The organism is Acinetobacter sp. YH12218 (assembly GCF_013417925.1).
Lineage (GTDB): Bacteria > Pseudomonadota > Gammaproteobacteria > Pseudomonadales > Moraxellaceae > Acinetobacter > Acinetobacter amyesii.
In genome coordinates, this window is the sequence record NZ_VPDB01000007.1 from 1 (window position 1) to 22,546 (window position 22,546).

The 22,546-nt window shown below is 43.2% G+C and carries 18 protein-coding genes and 1 pseudogene; 12 read left to right on the forward strand and 7 right to left on the reverse strand.

What is annotated here, in order from left to right; all coding sequences use genetic code 11:
- The 5 genes and pseudogenes from FTV03_RS03190 to FTV03_RS03205 form a co-directional block, all read left to right on the forward strand.
- Positions 1–224 (forward strand): annotated as a pseudogene (locus FTV03_RS03190) (hypothetical protein); the annotation flags it as partial.
- Between the two features lie 71 nt (positions 225–295).
- Complete coding sequence (locus FTV03_RS03195) at positions 296–898, forward strand: M48 family metalloprotease (RefSeq protein ID WP_257220659.1); 603 nt, start codon at positions 296–298, stop codon at positions 896–898.
- Positions 898–1,125 (forward strand): hypothetical protein, encoded by a 228-nt coding sequence (locus FTV03_RS17870; protein WP_257220660.1) that lies wholly within the window; start codon positions 898–900, stop codon positions 1,123–1,125. The genes FTV03_RS03195 and FTV03_RS17870 overlap by 1 nt, the downstream gene beginning before the upstream one ends.
- 229 nt (positions 1,126–1,354) lie before the next feature.
- The gene (locus FTV03_RS03200) at positions 1,355–3,766 is read left to right on the forward strand and encodes a YgiQ family radical SAM protein (RefSeq protein WP_078189552.1); all 2,412 of its coding nucleotides are present in this window, start codon (positions 1,355–1,357) and stop codon (positions 3,764–3,766) included.
- A 434-nt stretch (positions 3,767–4,200) separates the two neighbouring features.
- Positions 4,201–4,743, forward strand: a complete 543-nt coding sequence (locus FTV03_RS03205; RefSeq protein WP_078189487.1) for a DUF2726 domain-containing protein — start codon at positions 4,201–4,203, stop codon at positions 4,741–4,743.
- Positions 4,744–4,820: 77 nt separating this feature from the next.
- Here the strand turns inward: FTV03_RS03205 and FTV03_RS03210 are convergent, their stop codons facing one another.
- From FTV03_RS03210 to mdtD, 6 genes are all read right to left on the reverse strand, one after another.
- Positions 4,821–5,177: a RidA family protein gene (locus FTV03_RS03210; RefSeq protein WP_180039898.1), complete on the reverse strand. Its 357-nt coding sequence runs from the start codon at positions 5,175–5,177 to the stop codon at positions 4,821–4,823.
- Between the two features lie 29 nt (positions 5,178–5,206).
- Complete coding sequence (gene shiA, locus FTV03_RS03215) at positions 5,207–6,523, reverse strand: shikimate transporter (protein ID WP_180039980.1); 1,317 nt, start codon at positions 6,521–6,523, stop codon at positions 5,207–5,209.
- Positions 6,524–6,758: 235 nt separating this feature from the next.
- A complete protein-coding gene (dinB, locus tag FTV03_RS03220; RefSeq protein ID WP_180039900.1) occupies positions 6,759–7,814 on the reverse strand; it encodes a DNA polymerase IV in 1,056 nt (351 codons plus the stop codon).
- Positions 7,815–7,877: 63 nt separating this feature from the next.
- The gene (locus FTV03_RS03225) at positions 7,878–8,891 is read right to left on the reverse strand and encodes an MBL fold metallo-hydrolase (RefSeq protein ID WP_180039902.1); all 1,014 of its coding nucleotides are present in this window, start codon (positions 8,889–8,891) and stop codon (positions 7,878–7,880) included.
- A 59-nt stretch (positions 8,892–8,950) separates the two neighbouring features.
- Positions 8,951–9,736 (reverse strand): GH25 family lysozyme, encoded by a 786-nt coding sequence (locus tag FTV03_RS03230; RefSeq protein WP_180039904.1) that lies wholly within the window; start codon positions 9,734–9,736, stop codon positions 8,951–8,953.
- 77 nt (positions 9,737–9,813) lie between these two features.
- Positions 9,814–11,205, reverse strand: coding sequence for a multidrug transporter subunit MdtD (mdtD, locus tag FTV03_RS03235; protein WP_180039906.1), 1,392 nt, complete (start codon positions 11,203–11,205; stop codon positions 9,814–9,816).
- 174 nt (positions 11,206–11,379) lie between these two features.
- Between mdtD and FTV03_RS03240 the strand changes: the two genes are divergently transcribed.
- Both FTV03_RS03240 and FTV03_RS03245 read left to right on the forward strand, forming a co-directional pair.
- The gene (locus FTV03_RS03240; protein ID WP_180039908.1) at positions 11,380–13,284 is read left to right on the forward strand and encodes a choice-of-anchor I family protein; all 1,905 of its coding nucleotides are present in this window, start codon (positions 11,380–11,382) and stop codon (positions 13,282–13,284) included.
- A gap of 157 nt (positions 13,285–13,441) precedes the next feature.
- Positions 13,442–14,407 (forward strand): hypothetical protein, encoded by a 966-nt coding sequence (locus FTV03_RS03245; RefSeq protein WP_078189479.1) that lies wholly within the window; start codon positions 13,442–13,444, stop codon positions 14,405–14,407.
- Between the two features lie 86 nt (positions 14,408–14,493).
- Here FTV03_RS03245 and FTV03_RS03250 read toward each other — a convergent pair whose 3' ends face one another.
- A complete protein-coding gene (locus FTV03_RS03250; RefSeq protein ID WP_078189478.1) occupies positions 14,494–15,114 on the reverse strand; it encodes a TIGR00730 family Rossman fold protein in 621 nt (206 codons plus the stop codon).
- A gap of 320 nt (positions 15,115–15,434) precedes the next feature.
- Between FTV03_RS03250 and FTV03_RS03255 the strand changes: the two genes are divergently transcribed.
- From FTV03_RS03255 to parC, 5 genes are all read left to right on the forward strand, one after another.
- A complete protein-coding gene (locus FTV03_RS03255; RefSeq protein ID WP_180005207.1) occupies positions 15,435–17,006 on the forward strand; it encodes a TerC family protein in 1,572 nt (523 codons plus the stop codon).
- 389 nt (positions 17,007–17,395) lie between these two features.
- Positions 17,396–17,863, forward strand: coding sequence for a YchJ family protein (locus tag FTV03_RS03260; protein WP_180022084.1), 468 nt, complete (start codon positions 17,396–17,398; stop codon positions 17,861–17,863).
- Between the two features lie 59 nt (positions 17,864–17,922).
- Positions 17,923–18,567 (forward strand): trimeric intracellular cation channel family protein, encoded by a 645-nt coding sequence (locus tag FTV03_RS03265; protein ID WP_078189475.1) that lies wholly within the window; start codon positions 17,923–17,925, stop codon positions 18,565–18,567.
- A gap of 144 nt (positions 18,568–18,711) precedes the next feature.
- The gene (locus tag FTV03_RS03270; RefSeq protein ID WP_168378243.1) at positions 18,712–20,031 is read left to right on the forward strand and encodes an MFS transporter; all 1,320 of its coding nucleotides are present in this window, start codon (positions 18,712–18,714) and stop codon (positions 20,029–20,031) included.
- A gap of 163 nt (positions 20,032–20,194) precedes the next feature.
- Positions 20,195–22,414, forward strand: a complete 2,220-nt coding sequence (parC, locus tag FTV03_RS03275) for a DNA topoisomerase IV subunit A (RefSeq protein WP_180039910.1) — start codon at positions 20,195–20,197, stop codon at positions 22,412–22,414.
- Positions 22,415–22,546 lie beyond the last annotated feature (132 nt).

The window sequence follows — 22,546 nt, forward strand, 5'->3', positions numbered from 1 at the left end:
TTAATCTTGCGAAGCAGTGCTTCTCAGGCAGGACATTATGGAAAAAATGGTCCGGCTATCATTGCCGAAGTTTGGTCGAAACTAAGATGCATTGCATCAAATTATTGGGGGATAAACTCAGTGCAAGAAAATTTGATAGCCAAGTCAATGAAATTCATGCACGTGTAGCAGTCCTCAACAGATTTACGGAATTAGGTCGACCACTTACCCAAGTTACGCCTTAAATTTGGCTCAATTAGGGGGCTTTGTATTTCAAATCTTTGTGCAACAAAGCCGTTTTAAACTGAAGGTGTTTATGAAAAATATAACTATTTTAATGATGGCTTTGGTTTTTATCTTAATCTCAGCTTGTGCAAGTACCACGAATTTAGGGACAGCAGGCGCAGAGCGTAAACAGTTTTTTATCGTTCCTCAAAAGTTATTAACTAAACAGGCAGATAGAACCTATCAACAATTTATTCATCAGGCGAAAGACAAGCAACTTTTGATCATAGATCCGAAATTTGATCAAATTTTAAATAAACTTAAGCAAAATGCGGAGTTTTACCGTCAAGGTTCGAGTCAATGGGATTGGCAAGTCAGTGGGAATTTAAATAAAGATTTAAATGCACATGGTTTTCCAAGTGGGAAAATTGTCATTAACACGGGTTTGTATTGGAGTTTAAAGCTGACTGAAGATGAATTGGCATTTGTGATGGCGCATGAAATGGCACATGCATTACGTGATCATCATCGTGAGAAGATTTCCTTGCTGTTTGCTAGTCAGGTGGCGATGATTTCTTCAACTGCGGGTATCGGCGCGCTTGCTACTGCGGCCAGTAGTGTGACTGGGCAAGCTGTTTTTTGCCTAAAGTTTCAAAATTTGAACTGGAAGCAGATGTCCTTGCACTTGATCTGATGTCGAAAGCGGGCTTTGACCCAAATGCAGCATTGAGTTTTTGGCAAAAATATCAGCAGGAAATGACACGCCGTCAAATGCTTGATGTAAAACCATTGATGAATCAAGACAGTATAGATAAGCGTAAGATTTATATTGAAAAATATTTACCTGAAATGCATATTCAATTTCAACAGGCGCAGGCTTTAATGTTGAATAAAAATGCGATAACTCATGGCACATTCTAGATTGATTTAAACTAAAGCAAAGTTACAAATGATTTATTTAAATCTTGTTTTATAGTTGTGCTACAGCACGATTACATCTGATGTCTATATAAAACAATTCAATGATTCTGTAGCTATTGTATAAATTATAATCAAGCATGATGAATGGAATTCATGGTAAAATGATCGGCTTTCATCTTCTTTGATCTTTTTTCAGATCATTCCATCTGCCAGCCGAGAATTGCTAGCCATGTCTACTGCTTATACTATGCAGACTGCGCCAAAAGCGTTGTTTGATTACGACAAATATTGGGCGTCTTGTTTTGACCCTGCGCCATTTTTGCCGATGTCACGCGAAGAAATGGATCAACTCGGTTGGGACAGCTGCGACTTTATTTTGGTTTGTGGTGATGCGTATATCGATCATCCGTCATTCTGTTCAGGCATTATCGGCCGTACCCTTGAAGCACAAGGTTTCCGTGTCGGGATTATTGCTCAGCCAGACTGGACCAATGTAGAAGCCTTCCGTGTATTGGGTAAACCAAATATTGCTTGGGGCGTGACTGCCGGCAACATGGATTCGATGATCAACCGTTATACGGCAGACCGTAAAATCCGTTCGGATGATGCATATTCTCCGGATAATCAACCGAATAAACGTCCAGACCGTGCAGCAACGGTATATTGCCAACGTGTGCGTGAAGCTTATCCAGATGTGCCTGTATTATTGGGCGGTATTGAAGCCTCACTGCGCCGTATTGCACATTATGATTATTGGTCAGACAAAGTCCGCCGTTCAGTATTGATGGACTCGAAAGCCGATCTATTGATGTATGGTAATGGTGAACGTTCAATCACGGAAATCATGCATCGTTTGGCCCGCGGTGAAAAAATCCAAGAGATTACGGATGTCCGCGGTACGGCATTTATTGTGAATAAAAATAACCGGGCTTCAAAAGCGAAGTTTGTTGAAATTGCATCGAATGATGTCGATGCGATTGGCCGTGTCGATCCGATCATTAACCCTTATGTGATGACCGAAGACCTTGAAGGCTGTGAAATCGAAAAAGGCAAAGACAGCGTTACGCAATATCAAGGCTTCCAAAAAGAAGCGGTAGCAAATCCGATTGTTCGTGAAGGTGATAACTTAGACGCCGACACGCAAATCGTGCAGCTGCAGCCTGCATCAAAAGCCATTAAGCATAAATTGCCGCCGCGTGAATTGGCGGTGATTCGTTTGCCTGCCTATGAAGATGTGGCGAATGATCCTGTGCTGTATGCACATGCCAACCGTATTTTGCATTTGGAAACCAATCCGGGCAATGCGCGCGCGATGGTGCAAAAGCATGGTGAACGTGATGTTTGGCTGAATGCGCCGCCGATTCCCTTGACTACAGAAGAAATGGATTATGTGTTTGACTTGCCGTATGCACGTCTGCCACATCCTGCGTATGGTGAAGCGCGTTTTCCTGCCTTTGACATGATTAAGTTCTCTGTGAACATTATGCGTGGCTGTTTTGGCGGCTGTACCTTCTGCTCAATTACAGAGCATGAAGGGCGTATCATTCAAAACCGTTCTGAAGAATCGATTTTGCGTGAAGTTGAAAAAATTCGTGATACCGCACCGGGTTTTACTGGGATCATTTCTGACTTAGGCGGTCCAACGGCCAATATGTACCGTTTGGCATGTAAAGATCCTGAGATTGAAAAGAACTGCCGTAAGCCGTCGTGTGTATTCCCGGGTGTATGTCAAAACTTACATACCGATCATGCGCCTTTAACCCAGTTATACCGTAAAGCGCGTTCATTGCCGGGGATTAAAAAGATTCTGATCGGTTCCGGTTTACGCTATGACCTTGCGGTGTTAAACCCAGAATATGTCAAAGAATTGGTGACACATCACGTTGGCGGTTACCTGAAGATTGCGCCAGAACATACCGAAAAAGGTCCATTATCGAAGATGATGAAACCGGGGATCGGGACCTATGACCGTTTCAAACAAATGTTTGATCGTTTCAGTAAGGAAGCAGGGAAAGAGCAGTATCTCATTCCTTACTTTATTGCAGCGCATCCGGGTACGACTGACTATGACATGATGAACTTGGCAATTTGGCTGAAGAAGAATGGTTTCCGTGCCGATCAGGTGCAAACCTTTTATCCATCACCAATGGCGACTGCAACGACCATGTATTACACCGGTAAAAACCCGCTGGCTAAAGTGGCGCGTTATACTGAAAATGTCGATATCGTGAAAGGTGAAAAACGCCGCCGTTTGCATAAAGCCTTCTTACGTTATCATGATCCAAACAACTGGCCATTGCTGCGTGAAGCGCTCAAAGAAATGGGGCGTCAGGATCTGATTGGTAACTCAAAACAGCATTTGATTCCGACGTATCAGCCTGCGGGTAGTGCTGAGGGCCAATACCAATCTGCACGTAAAAAGAACTCAAGCATTGCGGGTGATTCACAAAAACGTACAGGCGAACAAGGTAATCGGACTAAGGCTGCTCAATCGCGTCCTTCAAATACCAAGAAGCGTCCTGAGCGCGGTCAAATCTTGACGCAGCATACTGGTCTGCCGCCGCGTGAAACGGGTGATGCGAAAAAACCTTTTGGCGGTCCGAAACCCAAAGGAAAATCGAAGCCTAAATCACGCGCTTAAAATGATTAAATAAAAAAAGACACTTCGGTGTCTTTTTTTATGGGTGTTATGCTCGGCAGCATAAGACAGTTTGCATTTTTATATGCTGTTACAAGCTCAATGCCATATGTGTGTCGGTTATCTCAATGAAATACGAGCAAAATTTGACAGCTTATCGGAATTGTCTGACAGTGAGAGGAAATGCACTTGCTGTCGTTTTAGCGAATGATCTAAAGTATCTGTATATAGCAATGGATGCTATTACTCTGAACGAAGTGGCATGTGATGTTTGACGCTTTAAGTTTGCAACTTTTTGTCAGTTTAAATACGTATTGTGTGAAAGTTAGAGTTATTTTTTTTAATAGGAAATTAAAAAAATAATACTGGTTGTATACTTCGTCTTCAAAAGAAGTATGTCAAAAACCAAAAATATAAGAAATATAAAGGATTATGAGATGACTATATACATAGTAATAGGGAGTATTTTACTCTTCTGTGTGCTCATAATGGCTTGGAAAAGTTTAGAAGGTGATTCTAAGCAACAAGATAGCGCATTGAAACAACGTGCTATTTTCAACATTAATGAGCAATTAACCTACACGCGTTTAAAAGAAATTTTGCCTAAGCATACGATCCTTGCGCACGTGTCTTTTGATGCACTGTTGACCACGAAATACTATCGTACGCGGAATAAGTATCGAAATATGGTGGCGGACTTTGTCGTCCTAGATGAACAGCATCAGATCTTGGCGATCGTCGCTTTAGATGATCCAATGGTGCTAAAACGGATGCAGCAGTCGCAATATCAAGATGCTTTGCTCGCTTTGGCAGGCTATCGGGTCATTCGTTATGATGATGTGCCTGAGTACGTTCAATTACGCGAAGATTTCTTGAATGAGCAGCGTGTACAAGCGCCATTTGTGCCGGTTAATGATCTGAAAAAATATCATTTATATTCAGATTTGGAACGTAAAAAGATCAAAATTATTGGATCTTAGGGATTCAAAGAGCAAAATCTTTTACAAAAAAAAGCATGTCTTTAGACATGCTTTTTTTTGTAATTCAGGCTTAATGGTTATTCAGGCTTAATGGCTACGACCGTTAATTCTACCCGTACACGCGGGTCGTATAATTTGGCTTCAACACAAGTTCTGGGTAATGCTTCAATGTCTGACACCCACGCATCCCATACCTCATTGAATGCGGCATAATCCTGTTCAATATCTTTAAGATAAATGGTCACTGACATAATGTGGCTTTTATCTGTACCGGCATCTGCAAGAAATTGATCAATGATCTCAAATGTTTGCTGTGTTTGTCCTTTGATGTCTAAATCAAGGTCTGTTGCCAATTGACCTGCCAAATGAACCAATTGACCAGAAATAGCGATTTCGGAAAAGCGTTTTGAAACATGCAGGCGTTGGATGGTCATGCGGAATATCCTGAAAGCAAAAAGGTCACTTAATCTTGAGTTTTAGGCATCGTAGCTGCAACTAAGGCCGTCAATAAACAGCCGACAGCAAGGTAGATTGCCACATAATGCCATGAACCATCACCCCAAATCACCAAAGCTGCTGCAATCATTGGGGTAAAGCCACCACCGATAATACTAGCCACTTGATAACCGACACCTGCGCCACTGTAGCGATAGGCGGTACCAAACAGGGAGGTAAAAATCGGTTGGTGTACACTCACCACCATATCATGGGCAATATTGGCAAGGAAAATTGCACCGACAATAATCAGCCAAGTATTTTGTGCATCAAGGGCCATAAAGAAAGGAAAGGCCGAAAGCGCACCAATTAAGCCACCCAATACACACATCTTACGATGATCAAATCGATCTGCTAGCCACGCAAAGAGGGGAATGCTGAAGCAGCTAATGGCACCAACCATTAAGGTGATATTGAGGAAGAACTGTTTGTCCATGCCCAATTGAGCGGTGGAATAATTCAGTGCAAAGTTCGTCACCAAATACATGGTGAGTAACTCGGTCAAGCGCAGCGCAATAATGTAGAAAAAGGCTTTGGGGTGTTGGCTAATCGCTTGCAGAATCGGTAATTTTTGCGGCGTTTGCTGAGCTTTGACCACATGGTCGACAAATTCTTGTGATTCGTCTTGATCACGTCGAATCCACATTGCGATAGCCAGCAAGACAATACTGGCAATAAAGGGAATTCGCCACGCCCAATCAGCAAAAGCATCTTCACCCAAAGTGGCAATAATCAAAGACACAGCGCCTGTTGCCAGAACGAGTCCGACGCCATAGCCAATTTGTACACCACTACTGTAAAAGGCTTTTTTGCCTTTCGGGGCATTTTCTACAGCCATCAGGGCAGCGCCGCCCCATTCACCACCGACAGCAAAACCCTGTATTGCCCGAAGTGTTACGAGTAGGATCGGGGCCCACCAACCGATGGCCGCAAAATTGGGTAATAAACCGATACCGACCGTCGAAATCCCCATCAGGATGACGGTGAGCACCAACATTTTTTTCCGACCCAGCTTGTCACCAAAATGTCCAAACACAATGCCGCCTAAGGGGCGGAACAGGAAGCCGACGCCAAAGGTCGCCAAGGCTGCCAAGGTTCCCATATTGTTGCCAATAATGGGGAAAAACTGATCTTTGAAAATGAGTGCGGCAACAATGCCATAAAGTAAAAAATCGTACCAATCGACTACGGCACCAATGAAGCTACTTAATGCGGCTTTACGCGCACGTTGTTCTTGATTTTGTGAAATATTTTGAGGATTTGGAGCAGATTTTGCAGAAGGCATACAGCGGGGTATTCCATGATTGACAACAGAGTTGCCCTGTAATATTCGGATTTGATCGTCACGCCAATCACAGGACAGCATGCTGAAAGTAAAGGTGATTTTCAGCATCTCAGCGCATACACGGATAATGTAGTGCGCTGATAGAGTACTCTAATTTTAGGCTTTGTGAATAGCAAATTGCTTTAATTTTGTTCTTCTGCCTAAATCTTAAGCAAATACGATCTTCTTGAAGTTTTTAGAGCAGCGAAAGTTGTGCTTCTTGGTTTTGCGCACTTAATTGATAGACCCCTATGCCAATCAGGCGAAATTGATCTTCCTCAGAAATATGCATTTCATGCAGTAATTGCTGTAACACCTGCGCAAGGTCTTCACGATTATTCAGCGATGTTTTAAAACTCTTACTGTGCTGTAGCACTTGGAAATTTTTGAGTTTTAATTTGGCCGATACACCGCGCGCGCTTAACTGCTTTTTTTCTAAACTAGACCAGACTTGGTCAATCAGTTTGGGCCAATAGGGCTGACATTGGCTCAATGTGAGATCATCATCAAAAGTGGTTTCTTTGGAAATCTGTTGACGTTCACGGCTAGATTGGACCGGTCGTTCATCAATGCCTTGTGCATACAGATAGAGTTGTCGTCCATATTTACCGAAATGATGAATCAGAACGGCTTCTTCAATTTGTTGTAAATCACCTAATGTATTGAGTTGCATGGCTTTTAATTTTTCTTGAGTCACTTTTCCCACACCAGGAATTTTTTTCAGTGCCAAGTCATGGATGAAATGCAGAACTTGTGATGGTTTGATAATATAAATGCCATTGGGTTTGTTCCAATCAGAAGCGACTTTAGCCAAAAATTTATTGGGCGCGACACCTGCAGAGGCAGTTAAACCAGTGCTTTGTAAAATCTCTGCCTGAATTCGTATAGCGACTTCGGTGGCGCTCGGAATGTGTTGTAAATTTACTGTGACGTCCAAATAAGCTTCGTCTAAGGATAGTGGCTCAATCAGCGACGTATAGCGTTGAAAAATGGTATGAATTTGCGCCGAAACGGCACGATATTTTTCAAAATTCGGTTCAATCACCACGACCTGTGGGCAGAGTTTACGGGCCTGTGCCATCGACATCGCAGAACGTAAACCAAATTCACGTGCAGGATAGGACGCGGCACAGATGACCGCACGAGGGTGATGTGAAGACACAACAACAGGAAGCTGTTTGAGTTCGGGGCGTTCCCGCAGCTCTACTGATGCAAAGAATGCATCCATGTCGATATGTATGATTTTCCTCATGCCTAGATAAATCAGTGCCTAAAAATTGAATTTCAGTATCGCACAGTCAATCCAGCGCTTTCCTCAATTTTTTAACTCGAACGACACAGGTTGACTGAGTAAAACCACCTTGGTGTTTTGAGCTGCTGCCGACTGTATCAATAGATTTAGGCTTTGAGGAGTGTCATCGGCAAAGCGAGGTAAAAATTCGAGCTCTGGATTCAGTGGTTTGAAAAAATTATCCCAGTGAATTGGAATCACGGTGCTGGGTTGAAGAGTCGCTAAGGTTTCTTTGAAATATTGCTGTTGAAATGCTGCCGTTTGCTTGGAAAGCTGAGCGATGCCTAAAAATAAAGTATCGACTTTTAGTTTTTGCAACTGTTTGGGCACAGCACCTGTACTGGCTTTGACTAAACTGTAATGCGGCCCATGTTGGATGAGATAGTCATATGATCCACCTTCTTTAAACTGACTAAAATGTGCAGGGAGTTGCAGTGGCTGCGAAATTTCTTCCCCCAAATCATCATTAACGGCCGTTGGCGGAGTATGTTGCGAGGGGATGGCAGTAATGGTGAATTTACCGATTTGTATCGGTTGCCAAGCTTGAACTTCGTGTAATTGTGATTCAGCGATTGGCATTGCCTGTGCGATATTTAAGGTGCTTTTAGAGCCGACAATCATGGCCTTGGGGAGCTGGTGGGCCAACATTGGAATATCAAGCGCATGATCATAATGTGAATGAGTCACGAAAATAGCACGAGTGCGTTTTAAGTCGTATTGGTCGATATAGCTGTGTAATAAAGGCTGATCACTTTGGATTTGAGTGAATATGGTTCGACTGAGCGATGGCCGACTAAAGAAGCCATCGATTAGGATTTGCTCTTGGCCATCGTCAAAAAGTAAGGTCGAAACACCAAAGAATTTTACGTGATAGGGTGCCGCTGAGTGAGTATCTGTAGTGCTTTGTGTGGGAAGTTGATAATGCCACGTTTTAAACGCTGCCAAGGTCCCTGAAGGTTGGATCAAATATGCCAATATCCCGATGGCGAGGATCATAAAAACTGAAAATATAATAAGAAAAATTTTTAAAATACGCATCCTGCGACTCAGTTTTCACGGATTATTTTGTTCGATGTTGTCCTGAGTCGGTGAATAAATCAACGAGGTTTGATCGGGGAAACGCCATTTTTGTCTAAAAAATCAGTCCAAGCCTTAGCATCACCTGAAAATACATTTAAATCGACGGTGGTCGAGATGCCTTGAATTTTTCCTTGATTAGTATGTTGCCAAATCAGCCATTTCGGATTGTTTTTTAGATCGGGTGGGCCTTTATATTCGCGGACCCACAGCGGCGTCTGTTTAAACTCGCCAGCTAAGACAATATTATAAAAAGACTTCGAGGTATAAAAAATCGGTTGTTTGCCATAATGGCGGTGCAAGCGATCATGCATATAGCTGATTTCTTTGAGTAACTGCTCTTTGCTGTAGGTGTTAATGCAGTTGGTGTCATATTCCAAATCAATCACGGGAGGAAGGGCATCGGCTTTTTTCGGCACGGAAGCAATAAAATTTTCAGCCTGAATCTTGCCATCACGGCACAGACGGTAAAAATGATAGGCCCCAACTAAAAAGCCGTTTTCCCGTGCTTGTAACCAGTTGTCTTGAAATTTTCGATCTTTAAAATCACCACCTTCTGTGGCTTTGAGATAAACGAATTGGTATTTTTTAGGTGAAATTTTTGACCATTGAATATCTTTTTGATGATGAGAAACATCAAAACCTTTGACGGGATATTCTTCTGCAGATGCAGGGCGATGCGGCATCACGGCTAAATAACCTAATCCAGCCACCACTATGACGCCGCTGATAGCGCTGAGTGCAATAATCGGGCTGTATTTTTTGAGTGAGCTTTTAGAGGTACGTGATTTGGCTTTTTTAGGCATGAAAATGTATCCAAGTATCCCTTTTATCATAACCCTTTAAAGGTTGAGCTGTCATAGATTTGCCCGATGACACAGGTTTAGACATCCACATGTTTAGGAATCTGCCAAAAAATCGCTGCGGTAATCAGGTTAATGCAGCCGAGTAAAATCAAGGTGCTATGGAATGCTGTTTCGATTTGTGCAGGACCATAATAGGCCGTAAACACGTTGACTAAAGTCCCTGCCAAAGCCACACCGATACTCATCGAAACCATCATAATCATAGACAAGAAACTGTTGCCACTGCTGGCATCTTGTTGGGGTAAATCTTTGAGGGTTAAGGTATTCATCGAAACGAATTGCAGCGAGTTTAAAATACCAAAAATAAAAAAGTGTAAGGCACGTAACCAAGTGGGGGTTTCAGCCGTAGAGAGTGCAAAACTGCAAATACAGGCACCGACCAAGAAAGTATTTACCAATAACACTTTACGATAGCCAAAGCGTTGAATGATTTGACGAATAATCGGTTTTGATGCCAATGAACCGAGTACCGTCGGTATCATCAATAAACCTGTGATAAAAGGCTCAAAGCCAAAAGCCACTTGTAGCATTAAGGGAATCAAAAATGGCATGGCATTGCCGCCAAGGCGGGCAAAGAAGTTGCCGATAATACCGATGGCATAGATCCGATTTTGAAATAATTTACTGCGAAACAGCGCATTGGCGTGGGTATGTGCATGAAAGGCATAGATCAAACTGGCGATGATGCCTGCTGCGACTAAAAGCAGGCTCCACCATAGCGGCAGATGCGGGCTGGCAAAGTTTTCAATGCCTAACGATAACCCCACCATGGCGACGACCAATAAGACAAAACCCATAAAGTCGAAGCGTTGTACGCTCGGTTCGGTCACATTGGGCATGGCTTTAAAGGTAATAAGTACTCCTAACAGTCCCATTGGAATGTTTATTAAAAAGATCCAATGCCATGTTGCGACTTCCACCAGCCAACCGCCAAGGGTAGGACCAATTAAGGGGCCCATTAAACCAGCAAGGCTCATCAGACTCATAGCCGATAAAAACTGTGTCCGAGGAATCACTTTGAGCATCGCCAAACGCCCAACAGGCAGCAGTAATGCGCCACCTATACCTTGAATTACCCGATAAACCAGCAGCTCATTCAGGCTATTGGCCATGCCGCAGCCTAGCGATGCTAACGTAAAAATAATAATGGCTGTGAAATACGTATTTCGTACACCAAAACGATCGGCCAACCAACCACTTAAAGGAATACACGCCGCAACGGACAAGACATAGGCCACGACCACACTATGCATTTGTAGCGGGTCTTCGCCCAAACTTCTTGCCATCGCTGGGATTGCTGTATTGACGATGGTCGTATCCAGCCCTTGCATAAAAAAGCCAATAGAGACCAATAGCACAAGAAGTCTAAATTCGGGTTGTAAAGCCTGATGCGTTGGCGTGCTATTCATAAGTCAATAAAGCTGAGATTTTTAAACAGTTTAAATGAATATTGCCATTCGGATGTAGTAAAAGCTTTGCATAATTGAGCCAAAAAATTGCAAGAAAAATGCAATGAAAGTTTCATCTCTATGCAACCTAATGTTTATAAATTGGTCATATTTTAATAAAAGACGAATGAAAACATGAAACTACAAATTTCGGCGCTGATGTGTGCCATGTTGTCTGTGGGGCTAGTGGCGTGTAATGACAGCAATGATGATGCGCAAGTGCAAACACCTCCTCCAGTGGTCGAAGAAGTCACGCCAAACACTATCGCGTTGGAACAGATTGGGCGTTATGAATCGGGTATTTTTGGCGCGAGTGCAGCAGAAATTCCTGCTTATGATGCTCAAAGTCAGCGCGTATTTGTGGTCAATGCCAAAGCTGGTGTGGTTGATGTACTGGATTTAAAACAACCAGCACAGCCTACATATTTACAATCTTTAGATGCTAAAAAATATTTGGCCGATTCTGAAGTGAATAGCGTTGCTGTACACAATGGCATCGTGGCACTCGCGGTGCAAGCGGCCGATAAAACGCAGCCGGGCATCGTGGCCTTTTTTAAAGCACAAGATTTAAGTTTTATCAGTCAGGTCGAAGTTGGGGCTTTGCCAGACATGCTGACCTTTAGCCCAGATGGCAAAAAAGTATTGGTCGCTAATGAAGGCGAACCAAATGAAGGTTATGCAGTCGACCCTGAAGGTTCAGTCAGTATTATTGATCTAACTCAGATTGAAAAGCCAACGGCGAAATTGGTGGATTTCCGTGCGTGGAATACACGAAAACAAGAGCTAATTGATGCGGGCGTTCGCATTTTTGGACCCGACACCGCACAATATGCCGATGTGAAGACGCAAGGTGTACAAACCACGAGTGTGGCTCAAGACCTAGAACCTGAGTACATTGCGGTGAGCCAAGATGGTCAAACGGCATGGGTGAGCTTACAAGAGAACAATGCGATTGCCGTGCTCGATCTAGTGAAAGCAGAATTTATCGATATTTTTCCGATGGGTTATAAAGATCACAGCTTGCCTGAAAATGCACTTGATGGCAGTGATCGTGATTGTGTGATTGGTGCGACAGACAGCTTAGGTCGTCAGGTCGAGAGCTGTGCCAAAGATGCTGGGATGATCAATATTCAGGCATGGCCTGGGCTGTATGGTATGTATATGCCTGATGCCATTGCACATTATCAAGCGGATGGAAAAAGTTATTTGGTCACCGCCAATGAAGGCGATGCCCGAGAATGGCTAAAAGACGAAACACAGTATTTTACGGGCGAAGATTTAAGCCAAGGCTATGCCGAAGAAATTCGAGTTAAGCATCTGTTTAAAAAAGCTGGCTTTGATGCAAAAGGGGATTATGCAGCACATTTACGTCATCTGGTGCCTGGTGTCGTTGGTGCAAAACTCGACCCGAGCGTCTTTAAAGCTTGTACCACCACAGCGCCGACAGAAATTTGTGCAGATAACCTGATCAAAGATGCACAGATTGGCCGTTTAACCATCAGTTGGACACAAGGTTTTAAACGTGATGCTGCCGGAAAACCTGTATTGGACGACGGTAAGTTGGTTTATGACAAACTTTATACCTATGGTGGGCGCTCGTTCAGTATCGTCGATCCCATCAGTCGAAAAATTGTTTGGGATTCTGGCAGTGAGTTTGAACGCAAAATTGCTGAATTGTTCCCAGCCCAATTTAATAGTAATCATGAAGCCTTTAAATTTGATGATCGTAGTGACAATAAAGGCCCTGAACCTGAAGGTATCACACTGGGTAAAATTGGTCAAAAAACCTATGCCTTTATCGGGCTAGAGCGGGCTAGCGGGATCATGGTGTATGACATCACACAGCCGCAACAGGCGAAATTTGTTCAGTATTTTAATACACGAGATATAGCGCAAACCGATATAACTAAGCAGGGCGATTTAGGGCCCGAAGGTCTGATTTTTATTGCGGCCAAAGATTCGCCCAATGCTCAACCTTTATTGGTGGTTGGAAATGAAGTGAGCGGTAGCACTGCGGTTTATCAGATTAAATTGAAATAATTAAACTTTAAAGCATTTGTTTTATTTGAGGTTTTTATTTTAGTATCGAGAAATGCACGGCGCGAAATTGTATGAACGCCAGATAAACTGTCATAATGCGCTCAAGTCCTTCATTTATTGGAGGGCTTTTTCTTTATGGCAAAGGTGTTTTGTTTTCATGACAATCGAAATTCTGATGGTCATAGGCTTCTGTCTCGCGGCCTATTCTATTGTCGGTAATGATGTGCCACAGACATTGGGAACCTTTATTTCATCCAATGCGCATCGCCCTTGGTGGCTGTTGTGGATCTATGTCAGCAGTATTTTAGCCATTGTATTGGTTTATGGTTGGTACAGTTCTGGCGTGGGGGATGCATCTTATGGTCGTTTAGAAACGATTCCATTTCCCGCAGAAGGGGTCACGTGGCTCTATATTGTGCCACCGATCTTACTGATCATTTTGACTCGCTACGGAATTCCGGTCAGCACCACATTCTTAGTGTTAACGATTTTCTCTCCGAGTAGTCTTGGGTCGATGTTAACCAAGTCGATGATGGGTTATGCGGTAGCTTTTGTTGTTGCGATTATTGTTTATCGATTTGTGATTAAAGGCATCTCGGTTTATTTCAGTAAAACACGTGATGAAACACCCTCGAATATTTGGGTGGGACTACAGTGGGTTTCGACGGCATTTTTATGGAGTCAGTGGCTGATTCAGGATTTGGCCAATATTTTTGTCTACGTCCCTCGTCAGGTGCCGCTGGAGTTCCTGATTTTTGCAATTGTGGTGTTTATCGTACTGCTTGGGATCATTTTGTACCAACGTGGCGGGGCGATTCAGGGCATTATCGACACCAAAACGGGTGTGGCTGATATCCGCTCGGCAACCATTATCGACTTTATGTATGCTTTGATTTTATTGGTGTTCAAAGAGTGGAGTAATATTCCAATGAGTACCACTTGGGTGTTCTTGGGCTTACTCGCAGGACGTGAATTTGCTATGTCCATGCATTTACATGAAGTGAATAAATATCGAACTTCACGAAATGTCAGCAAAGATGCGATGAAATTGATGCTTGGTTTGTTGATGAGTATTTTCTTAGCGACAACATTGCCATGGTTCTATCGTGTGGTGTCGGGTTAAGTCGGCACGATCTCGATTTGAATTAGGACATCGAGCAATAAAAAAAGGGGAATAATTTATTCCCCTTTTTGACATCTAAAATACAGTTAAACCACGAAATTTTTCGGGCAATCTAAATTTTTCAGTGCACTAAAGATCTGCTTCGAAGAATTACATACGATCAGTTTGGCACGATGCTGCGGCGGCAAGAAACCTTCAGCGACCGCATGGTCTAATTGTGCAATCAGTGCATCATAGAAGCCATTGACGTTATAAAGCATCATCGGCTTTTGGTGTTGATTCAACTGTCCCCAAGTGGCGATTTCTAAAATTTCTTCAAATGTGCCAAGACCACCGGGCAGGGCAACAAAGGCACTTGCACGTTCTGCCATCATGGCTTTACGCTCATGCATACTGCGCACGACATGTAATTCAGTCAAATGATTATGTGCAATTTCATAATCCAACATAAACTCAGGAATCACACCCACGGCTTCGCCGCCATGTTCGACCACAGCGTCAGCAACTTGACCCATCAGGCCAATACTGGCACCACCATAGACCAGACCAAAACCATGTTCAGCCAAGCCTTGCGCTAATGCGATGGCTTTTTCTTGATAAATTGGATTGTTACCAGAGCGGGAGCCGCAATACAGTGCGATTAAAGGTTGTGTTGTAGCAGGAGAAGGATTACCACGTTTTTCTGTCATTTTTAATCCGCTATTCATTACGTTTTAATTTTACCTTAGCATGTTATTTTTTATGACACTACATTGGCAGCTAAATATGACAATTTAATGTCATCACTGGGTTTAAATTCTTCCATACAGAGATTGTACTTTGGTAAAAAAGGGTGAATTTTTACCTTAACTTGCTATACTTAAAACTTCATTTTAAGCTAAAGAACCGTCATGGGTAGTGGTTGTTGTCACTCAGCACACATCAAAATATTAGAAAGAACGCCATTAAAAGCGTTTGCGCATGTCCAATGCATTTCATCTTCAAATCAGCATGATCCACGTGTGAATAACATTCAGGAGATACAATTATGATCTTTGAATGGATGTCCGACCCATCTGCATGGGTGGGTTTATTGACACTGGTGGTGCTTGAGATTGTTTTAGGTATCGATAACCTGGTTTTTATTGCGATTCTTGCGGAAAAATTACCGCCAGAACAGCGTAATACCGCACGGATTGTCGGCTTATTGCTTGCACTGTGTATGCGATTGGTCTTACTGGCCTCGATTGCATGGGTGGTGACTCTAACCAACCCACTGTTCCATATTTTCGACCATCCATTTTCCGGTCGAGATCTAATTTTACTGTTTGGTGGGGTGTTCTTACTGTTTAAAGGCACCATGGAACTGCGTGAACGTCTTGAAAACAAGCCGATGCTAAAGGAAGAAAATCCTGTGCATGCGACGTTTTGGATGGTGATTGTGCAGATTGTGGTGCTTGATGCCGTGTTCTCGCTCGACAGCGTGATTACCGCTGTCGGGATGGTGAAACACCTTTCTGTCATGATGATTGCGGTCATTATTGCTGTCGGCATTATGCTGTGGGCATCTAAACCACTGATGAACTTCGTGAACCGTCACCCAACGGTGGTGATTCTGTGTCTGTGTTTCTTGATGATGATCGGTTTCTCGCTCTTAGTCGAAGGCTTTGGTTTCCATATTCCAAAAGGTTACTTATACGCGGCCATTGGTTTCTCTGTCATGATTGAGTTCTTGAACCAAACCATGCGTCATAATCAAGAAAAAATGGTGACAACCACAGACTTACGTTATCGCACAGCCTCAGCTGTGATGCGTATGCTCGGTGGGAAAAATGTTGCAGACAATCAAAATGAAAATGAAGATGTGCTTGCAACACGTGCTTTTGCTGATGAAGTCTTTGATGAAGACAACGGGGTTTACCACAGTGTCATGGTACAAGGGGTACTGGGTTTATCTGAGCGTCCAGTAAAGTCCGTGATGACACCTCGTCCTGAACTGGAATGGATTGATTTAGATGAAGAACCTGAGGCGATTCGTGCTCAATTACTCAGTACCACGCATTCACGTTTAATTGTGGCACATGGTGAGCTTGACAATATTGCGGGTGCGGTACTGACTCATAAAGTCATGAATGACTATATTGAAACGGGCGTACTCGATTTCGAAAAACATCTCCGTGAGCCAGTGGTGGTGCATGAAAATGCACAAGTCTTGATGGTGATGGAACAATTGCGTCAAGCGCCGTTGCAAATGGCTTTGGTGTTGAACGAATACGGTTCAATTGAAGGGATTGCAACACCGATTGATGTCTTAGAAGCGATTGCAGGTGAGTTCCCCGATGAAGATGAACCAGAGACGGCAGCAGAAAGTCTCGATGATGGTTCATTGTTACTCGATGGCTCAACCGATATTCGCCACGTGTCTTTATTGTTGGGTCGTGACTTGGTGGATGATGCTGAACAGTATTCGACATTGTCCGGATATATCTTATTTCATTTGGGCCGTTTACCAGCCAATGGTGAAAAATTCAAAGCGGATGAACACATCTTTGAAGTGGTCACAATGGATGGTCATAAGATCGAAAAAGTGCATGTCATTCCCATGCCAACTGAAGATTAAGTTGCGTATCGGGGGGTAATCTATATAGATCACTGATGTTACGCACGTAAAAGTAATTACGCATTTTTAAAATGATTTTTAAGTCTATTCGACGGAGTCTTACATCTAGGGTTTAAATAAAGGGATTAGCCTTCGGCTGGAGGTACTTTTGTTTCGGCAAAAGTACCCAAAACCATTGTCATCCGCAAAACTCGTTCACTACCGTCAAATTATTCAAAGCATTGCAAAAACATTTTTGATTAGAAGTAGTCCTGTCTCAAACACTTGCGGATGACCTTACCGTGTATCATTCTTTTATTTGAATCGATACGGATCTACTGATGAAAATTGTGTGGAAAGATCCGTTAAAATAGCCTGCATTGTCAGGCTATTTTTTTATGGAAACAAACATGTCACAAGTCCAGTGTCCGTGTGGCAAAGGTGAATATGGTAGCTGTTGTCAGCCCTTACATACGGGGCGTGAAAATGCACAGACTGCAGAGCAGTTGATGCGTTCACGTTATAGTGCTTTTGCACTGCATAAGATTGATTATATTGTACAAACAACTGCGTTTGGACAGCAGCAAGCCTTGGATGTCAGTGCCATTGCAGCGTGGAGTCAGGCCAATCAGTGGTTAAAACTTGAGGTGGTACAGGCTCAAGAAAAACTCGATAAAAACCATGCTCAAGTTGAATTTAAAGCCCATTATCACGATGGGCAGCAAGCGCAGGTACATCATGAAATTTCACACTTTGTGAAGTTCGAGCAGCGCTGGTATTTCCTTGATCCGACCACAGAGATGCAAATCACCATGAAGCAGCCCTGTATTTGTGGTTCTGGACGAAAATTTAAACAATGTTGTGCGCAATTTTTATAACATTTGAGCAGATTTAGCTTAGAATAGCGCGCATCTCAACCCTCAGTGGAAGAAGGGCGATGTTACTTACCGTTATTTATATTATCGCAATCACGGCAGAAGCAATGACAGGTGCATTGTCTGCGGGTCGGCGGAGTATGGACTGGTTTGGGGTAACATTGATTGCCTGTGTCACGGCACTGGGGGGCGGTTCGGTTCGTGATGTGCTACTTGGGCACTATCCACTGACATGGGTTAAGCATCCCGAATACCTCATGCTGACCTGCTTTGCTGCATTTGTCACCATCCTGATTGCAAAGTGGATGCGTCATCTTCGTAATATCTTCTTAGTTCTCGATGCCCTTGGTCTCATTGGCTTTACCATTATTGGCTGTCAAATCGCTTTAGAAATGGGACATGGTTTTGTGGTTTCTGCGGTAGCAGGGGTACTAACGGGCGTCTCTGGCGGTATTTTACGAGACATCCTTTGTAACGATGTCCCGCTGGTGTTCCGTCGTGAACTTTATGCCAGTATTTCTTTTGTGTCCGTGATTTGTTATTGGCTCTGCATTGAGATTGGCTTATCGCTAGAATTGACCGTCATTGCGACGCTCATTTTCGGTTTCACCTTACGTCTGATCGCCATTTACTTTGGCTTAGAAATGCCTAAATTTATTTATAAAGATGATGATGATCAGTCGGTATCTTCAAAAGATTTGTCATAGCCGCGTTGCTATAACATCACATTAAAATGCTGAAAAGACGGATCAATGGTCGGTCTTTTGCATGGATCTATACTAAAAAACGCAAAATCATACATCCTGTTGGGAAAGCAGTGTTCATCCTTCCACCAGTTCAGAGATCTTGTTATGGACTTAGTCTCACGTATACAACGCTTACCCATCGGTAAGTTTCACTACACTTTACTTTGGGTTATTGGCCTTGGCTGGATGTTTGATGCCATGGATACGGGGCTCATTTCTTTTATCTTAGCGAAAATGGCTGAAGATTGGGCCATGACGCCAAATGATAAAAGTTGGGTGGTCTCGATTGGTTTTGTTGGGATGGCGATTGGCGCGGTGTTTTCTGGAGGACTGGCAGATCGCTTTGGCCGAAAAACAGTCTTTGCATGGACATTGGTGATTTATAGCTTAGCCACCGCTGCATGTGCGTTTGCACCTAATCTAACTTGGTTGTTGGTGTTTCGTTTTATTGTCGGCTTAGGTTTAGGGGGGCAACTCCCAGTCGCGGTGACTTTGGTCAGTGAATATATTCCGGCGCATGTGCGTGGTCGTTTTATTGTCTTACTAGAAAGTTTTTGGGGACTGGGCTGGTTGGTTGCAGCGTTGGTCTCACGCTTTATTATTCCTGATTTTGGTTGGCATGCAGCGTTCCTGATTGGCGGTATTCCTGCGTTATATGCGATCGTGATTTGGAAAATGGTGCCCGAATCGGTGCCTTATTTAATCAACCGTGGACGTTTTGATGAAGCACATGCATTGGTGAAAAAGATTGAAGCCAAATGTGGTGTACAAGTTGTTGAAATTTTTGAGGTCAAACCGGTTGCAGAAAAGCACAACATCAGTTTTTCACAGCTTTGGTCAGGCATTTTTGCACGACGTACTTTAATGCTGTGGCTCATTTGGTTCGGTATCGTCTTTTCTTACTATGGCATTTTTACGTGGTTACCAAGTTTATTGGTCAAAGAAGGCTACACCATTGTTCAATCCTTTGAATATGTCTTGGTCATGATTTTGGCACAATTGCCAGGTTATATTGCAGCGGCATGGTTGGTCGAAAAATTGGGTCGTAAAGCTACTTTGGCGGGCTTCATTGGGATGTGTGCCATTTCGGCATATTTCTTCGGACAGTCTGGCAGTGTGACAGAGATCGTGATCTGGGGCTGTTTAATGTCCTTCTTTAATCTCGGTGCATGGGGCGTACTTTATACCTATACACCAGAACAATATCCGGCCAATATTCGTGCCTTTGGTTCGGGCTGGGCGGGTGCCATTGGTCGGATCGGGGGCATTGCCGCGCCTTTTGCTGTGACACATATGATGGATATGGATCATGGTTTTAGCTATGTCTTTATGATGTTTACTGCAGTCTTAATTGCCGTTGCCGTGGTGATTCTGGTTTTAGGTGAGGAAACCAAGGGCAAAACTTTAGAATCCATCGGTCTATAAAGACTGTTGAATTTTTAGTTGATCATGGTGAATAAAATGGATATTTTTACGCCATAAGACACAATTTGTCGCAGAGTGTTAGATCATCCCCTTGTATAGGGGACACCTGCGACATAGCATAAGAACCCAATAAAGAACGAACAATTTAGGATTACAGGTTGTTATGACAAGCCTTGCGCATCATGCGACAGAAAACCGTTCCGTAGCAGAATTTACCGAACAAGCATATCTCAACTACGCCATGTACGTGATTATGGATCGTGCATTGCCACATATCAGTGATGGTTTAAAACCCGTTCAGCGTCGTATCGTCTATGCGATGAGCGAACTCGGGCTAAAGCCAACGGGTAAGCCAAAAAAATCTGCACGTACGGTTGGTGATGTACTGGGTAAATACCATCCTCACGGTGACTCTGCTTGTTATGAAGCCATGGTGCTTATGGCGCAGCCGTTTAGTTATCGCTATCCATTTATTGAAGGTCAGGGAAACTGGGGTTCACCAGATGATCCGAAATCCTTTGCAGCGATGCGTTATACCGAAGCAAAACTGTCTGCGTATAGTGATTTATTATTGTCTGAGTTAGGACAAGGAACCTGTGATTGGCAGGATAACTTTGATGGTTCGATGAAAGAGCCCGTGAATTTACCTGCACGTGTGCCGAATATTTTACTCAACGGCACAACGGGCATTGCTGTGGGTATGGCAACCGATATCCCACCGCATAACTTACGTGAAGTGGTGAAGGGCACCATCGCCTTAATTCGCAATCCAAATTTAACCGATGAGAAAGTCGCAGAATATATTCCTGCGCCTGATTTGCCGACACGTGCGGAAATTATTACTTCTCCAGAAGAATTACTCAAAATTCAAACCACGGGTCGCGGTAGTTATCGAACTCGTGCAGTGTACAGCATTGAGAAAAATGAAATCGTGATTACGGAGCTGCCGTATCAGGTTTCAGGCTCAAAAGTGATCACGCAGATTGCAGATCAAATGCAGGCGAAGAAGTTGCCATTGGTCACGGACTTACGTGATGAGTCAGATCATAAAAACCCAACACGTTTAGTGATTGTCCTGCGCTCGAATCGTATTGATGCTGAATCGGTGATGAGTCATTTATTTGCAACCACTGACTTAGAGTCGAGCTATCGTGTCAATATGAACATGATTGGCGCTGACGGTCGTCCGCAAGTGAAATCGATCCGCCGTATTTTGTTGGAATGGATCGAAATCCGTAAAAATACCGTGACACGTCGTTTGACTTATCATCTGAATAAAATTGAAAAACGGTTACATATACTTGCAGGCTTGATCATTGCTTATCTGAATATTGATGAAGTGATTCGTATTATTCGCGAAGAAGATCAGCCTAAACCGGTGTTAATGACGCATTTTAATATCGATGAAATTCAAGCCGAAGCCATTTTAGAACTCAAGTTACGTCATTTGGCAAAACTTGAAGAAATGGAAATGCGCCGTGAACAAGAAGAATTGGAAGCCAAAGCTGCCATTATTCGTGAACAATTGGCGAATCCTGAATCATTAAAAGCATTGATCATTAATGAACTTAAAGAAGATGCGAAGAAATTTGGTGATGACCGCCGTTCTCCAATTGTGAAACGTGCTGAAGCCCATGCGATTAATGAACAAGATATGCTTCCTGCAGATCCTGTGACTGTGGTGTTGTCTGAAGCGGGTTGGATTCGCTCGGCGAAAGGGCATGAAGTCGATGCTGAGAACTTAAATTTCCGTGCAGGTGACCAATATCTCAGCCATGCGCAAGGTAAATCAAATCAACGCGTTTATGTCTTAGATGATGCCGGTCGTAGCTATGCTTTGGGCATCAATACTTTACCATCCGCGCGTGGTTTAGGTGAGCCTCTGAGTTCTAAACTTGCACCTGCAAGTGGTGTCGGCTTTAAACAAGTGTTTATTGCCGAAGATGAAACAGAAGTCTTGGCGATGAGTAGTAAAGGCTATGGCTTTAAAACCCAAGCCAAAAACCTCGATACCAATGCAAAAGCGGGTAAAGCCTTCCTTAGCTTGTCTGAAGGGGCGGCGGTCATGAATTTAACGGCAATTGAGAATGCAACACACCTTGCACTCCTCAGTTCTGCGGGTCGTTTGCTGTTGGTTGAACTTGATGAATTACCAGTATTGAATAAGGGTAAAGGTAATAAATTGATACAACTTGAGGCAAAAGATCAAATTGTATCCATGACAACTTTGAATTTAGATGAAATAATTCAAGTGCTTGCAGGAAATCAACAATTAAAGCTTAAAGGCGACGATCTGCAAAAATATGTGGGCAAACGTGCATCGAAAGGTGTGTTGTTACCACGTGGATATCAAAAAGCAAATAAACTGTTCATTCAAAGATAATACTAGCATCCATGGAACGAAATACGTTATATATGCTGTTATTCGTGAAATGGATGCAATATTAAGCACAAACAAGTTAAATAATGACCGCTTAATATTGAAAAAAAACAGTTGGATTATTAAGGATTACGA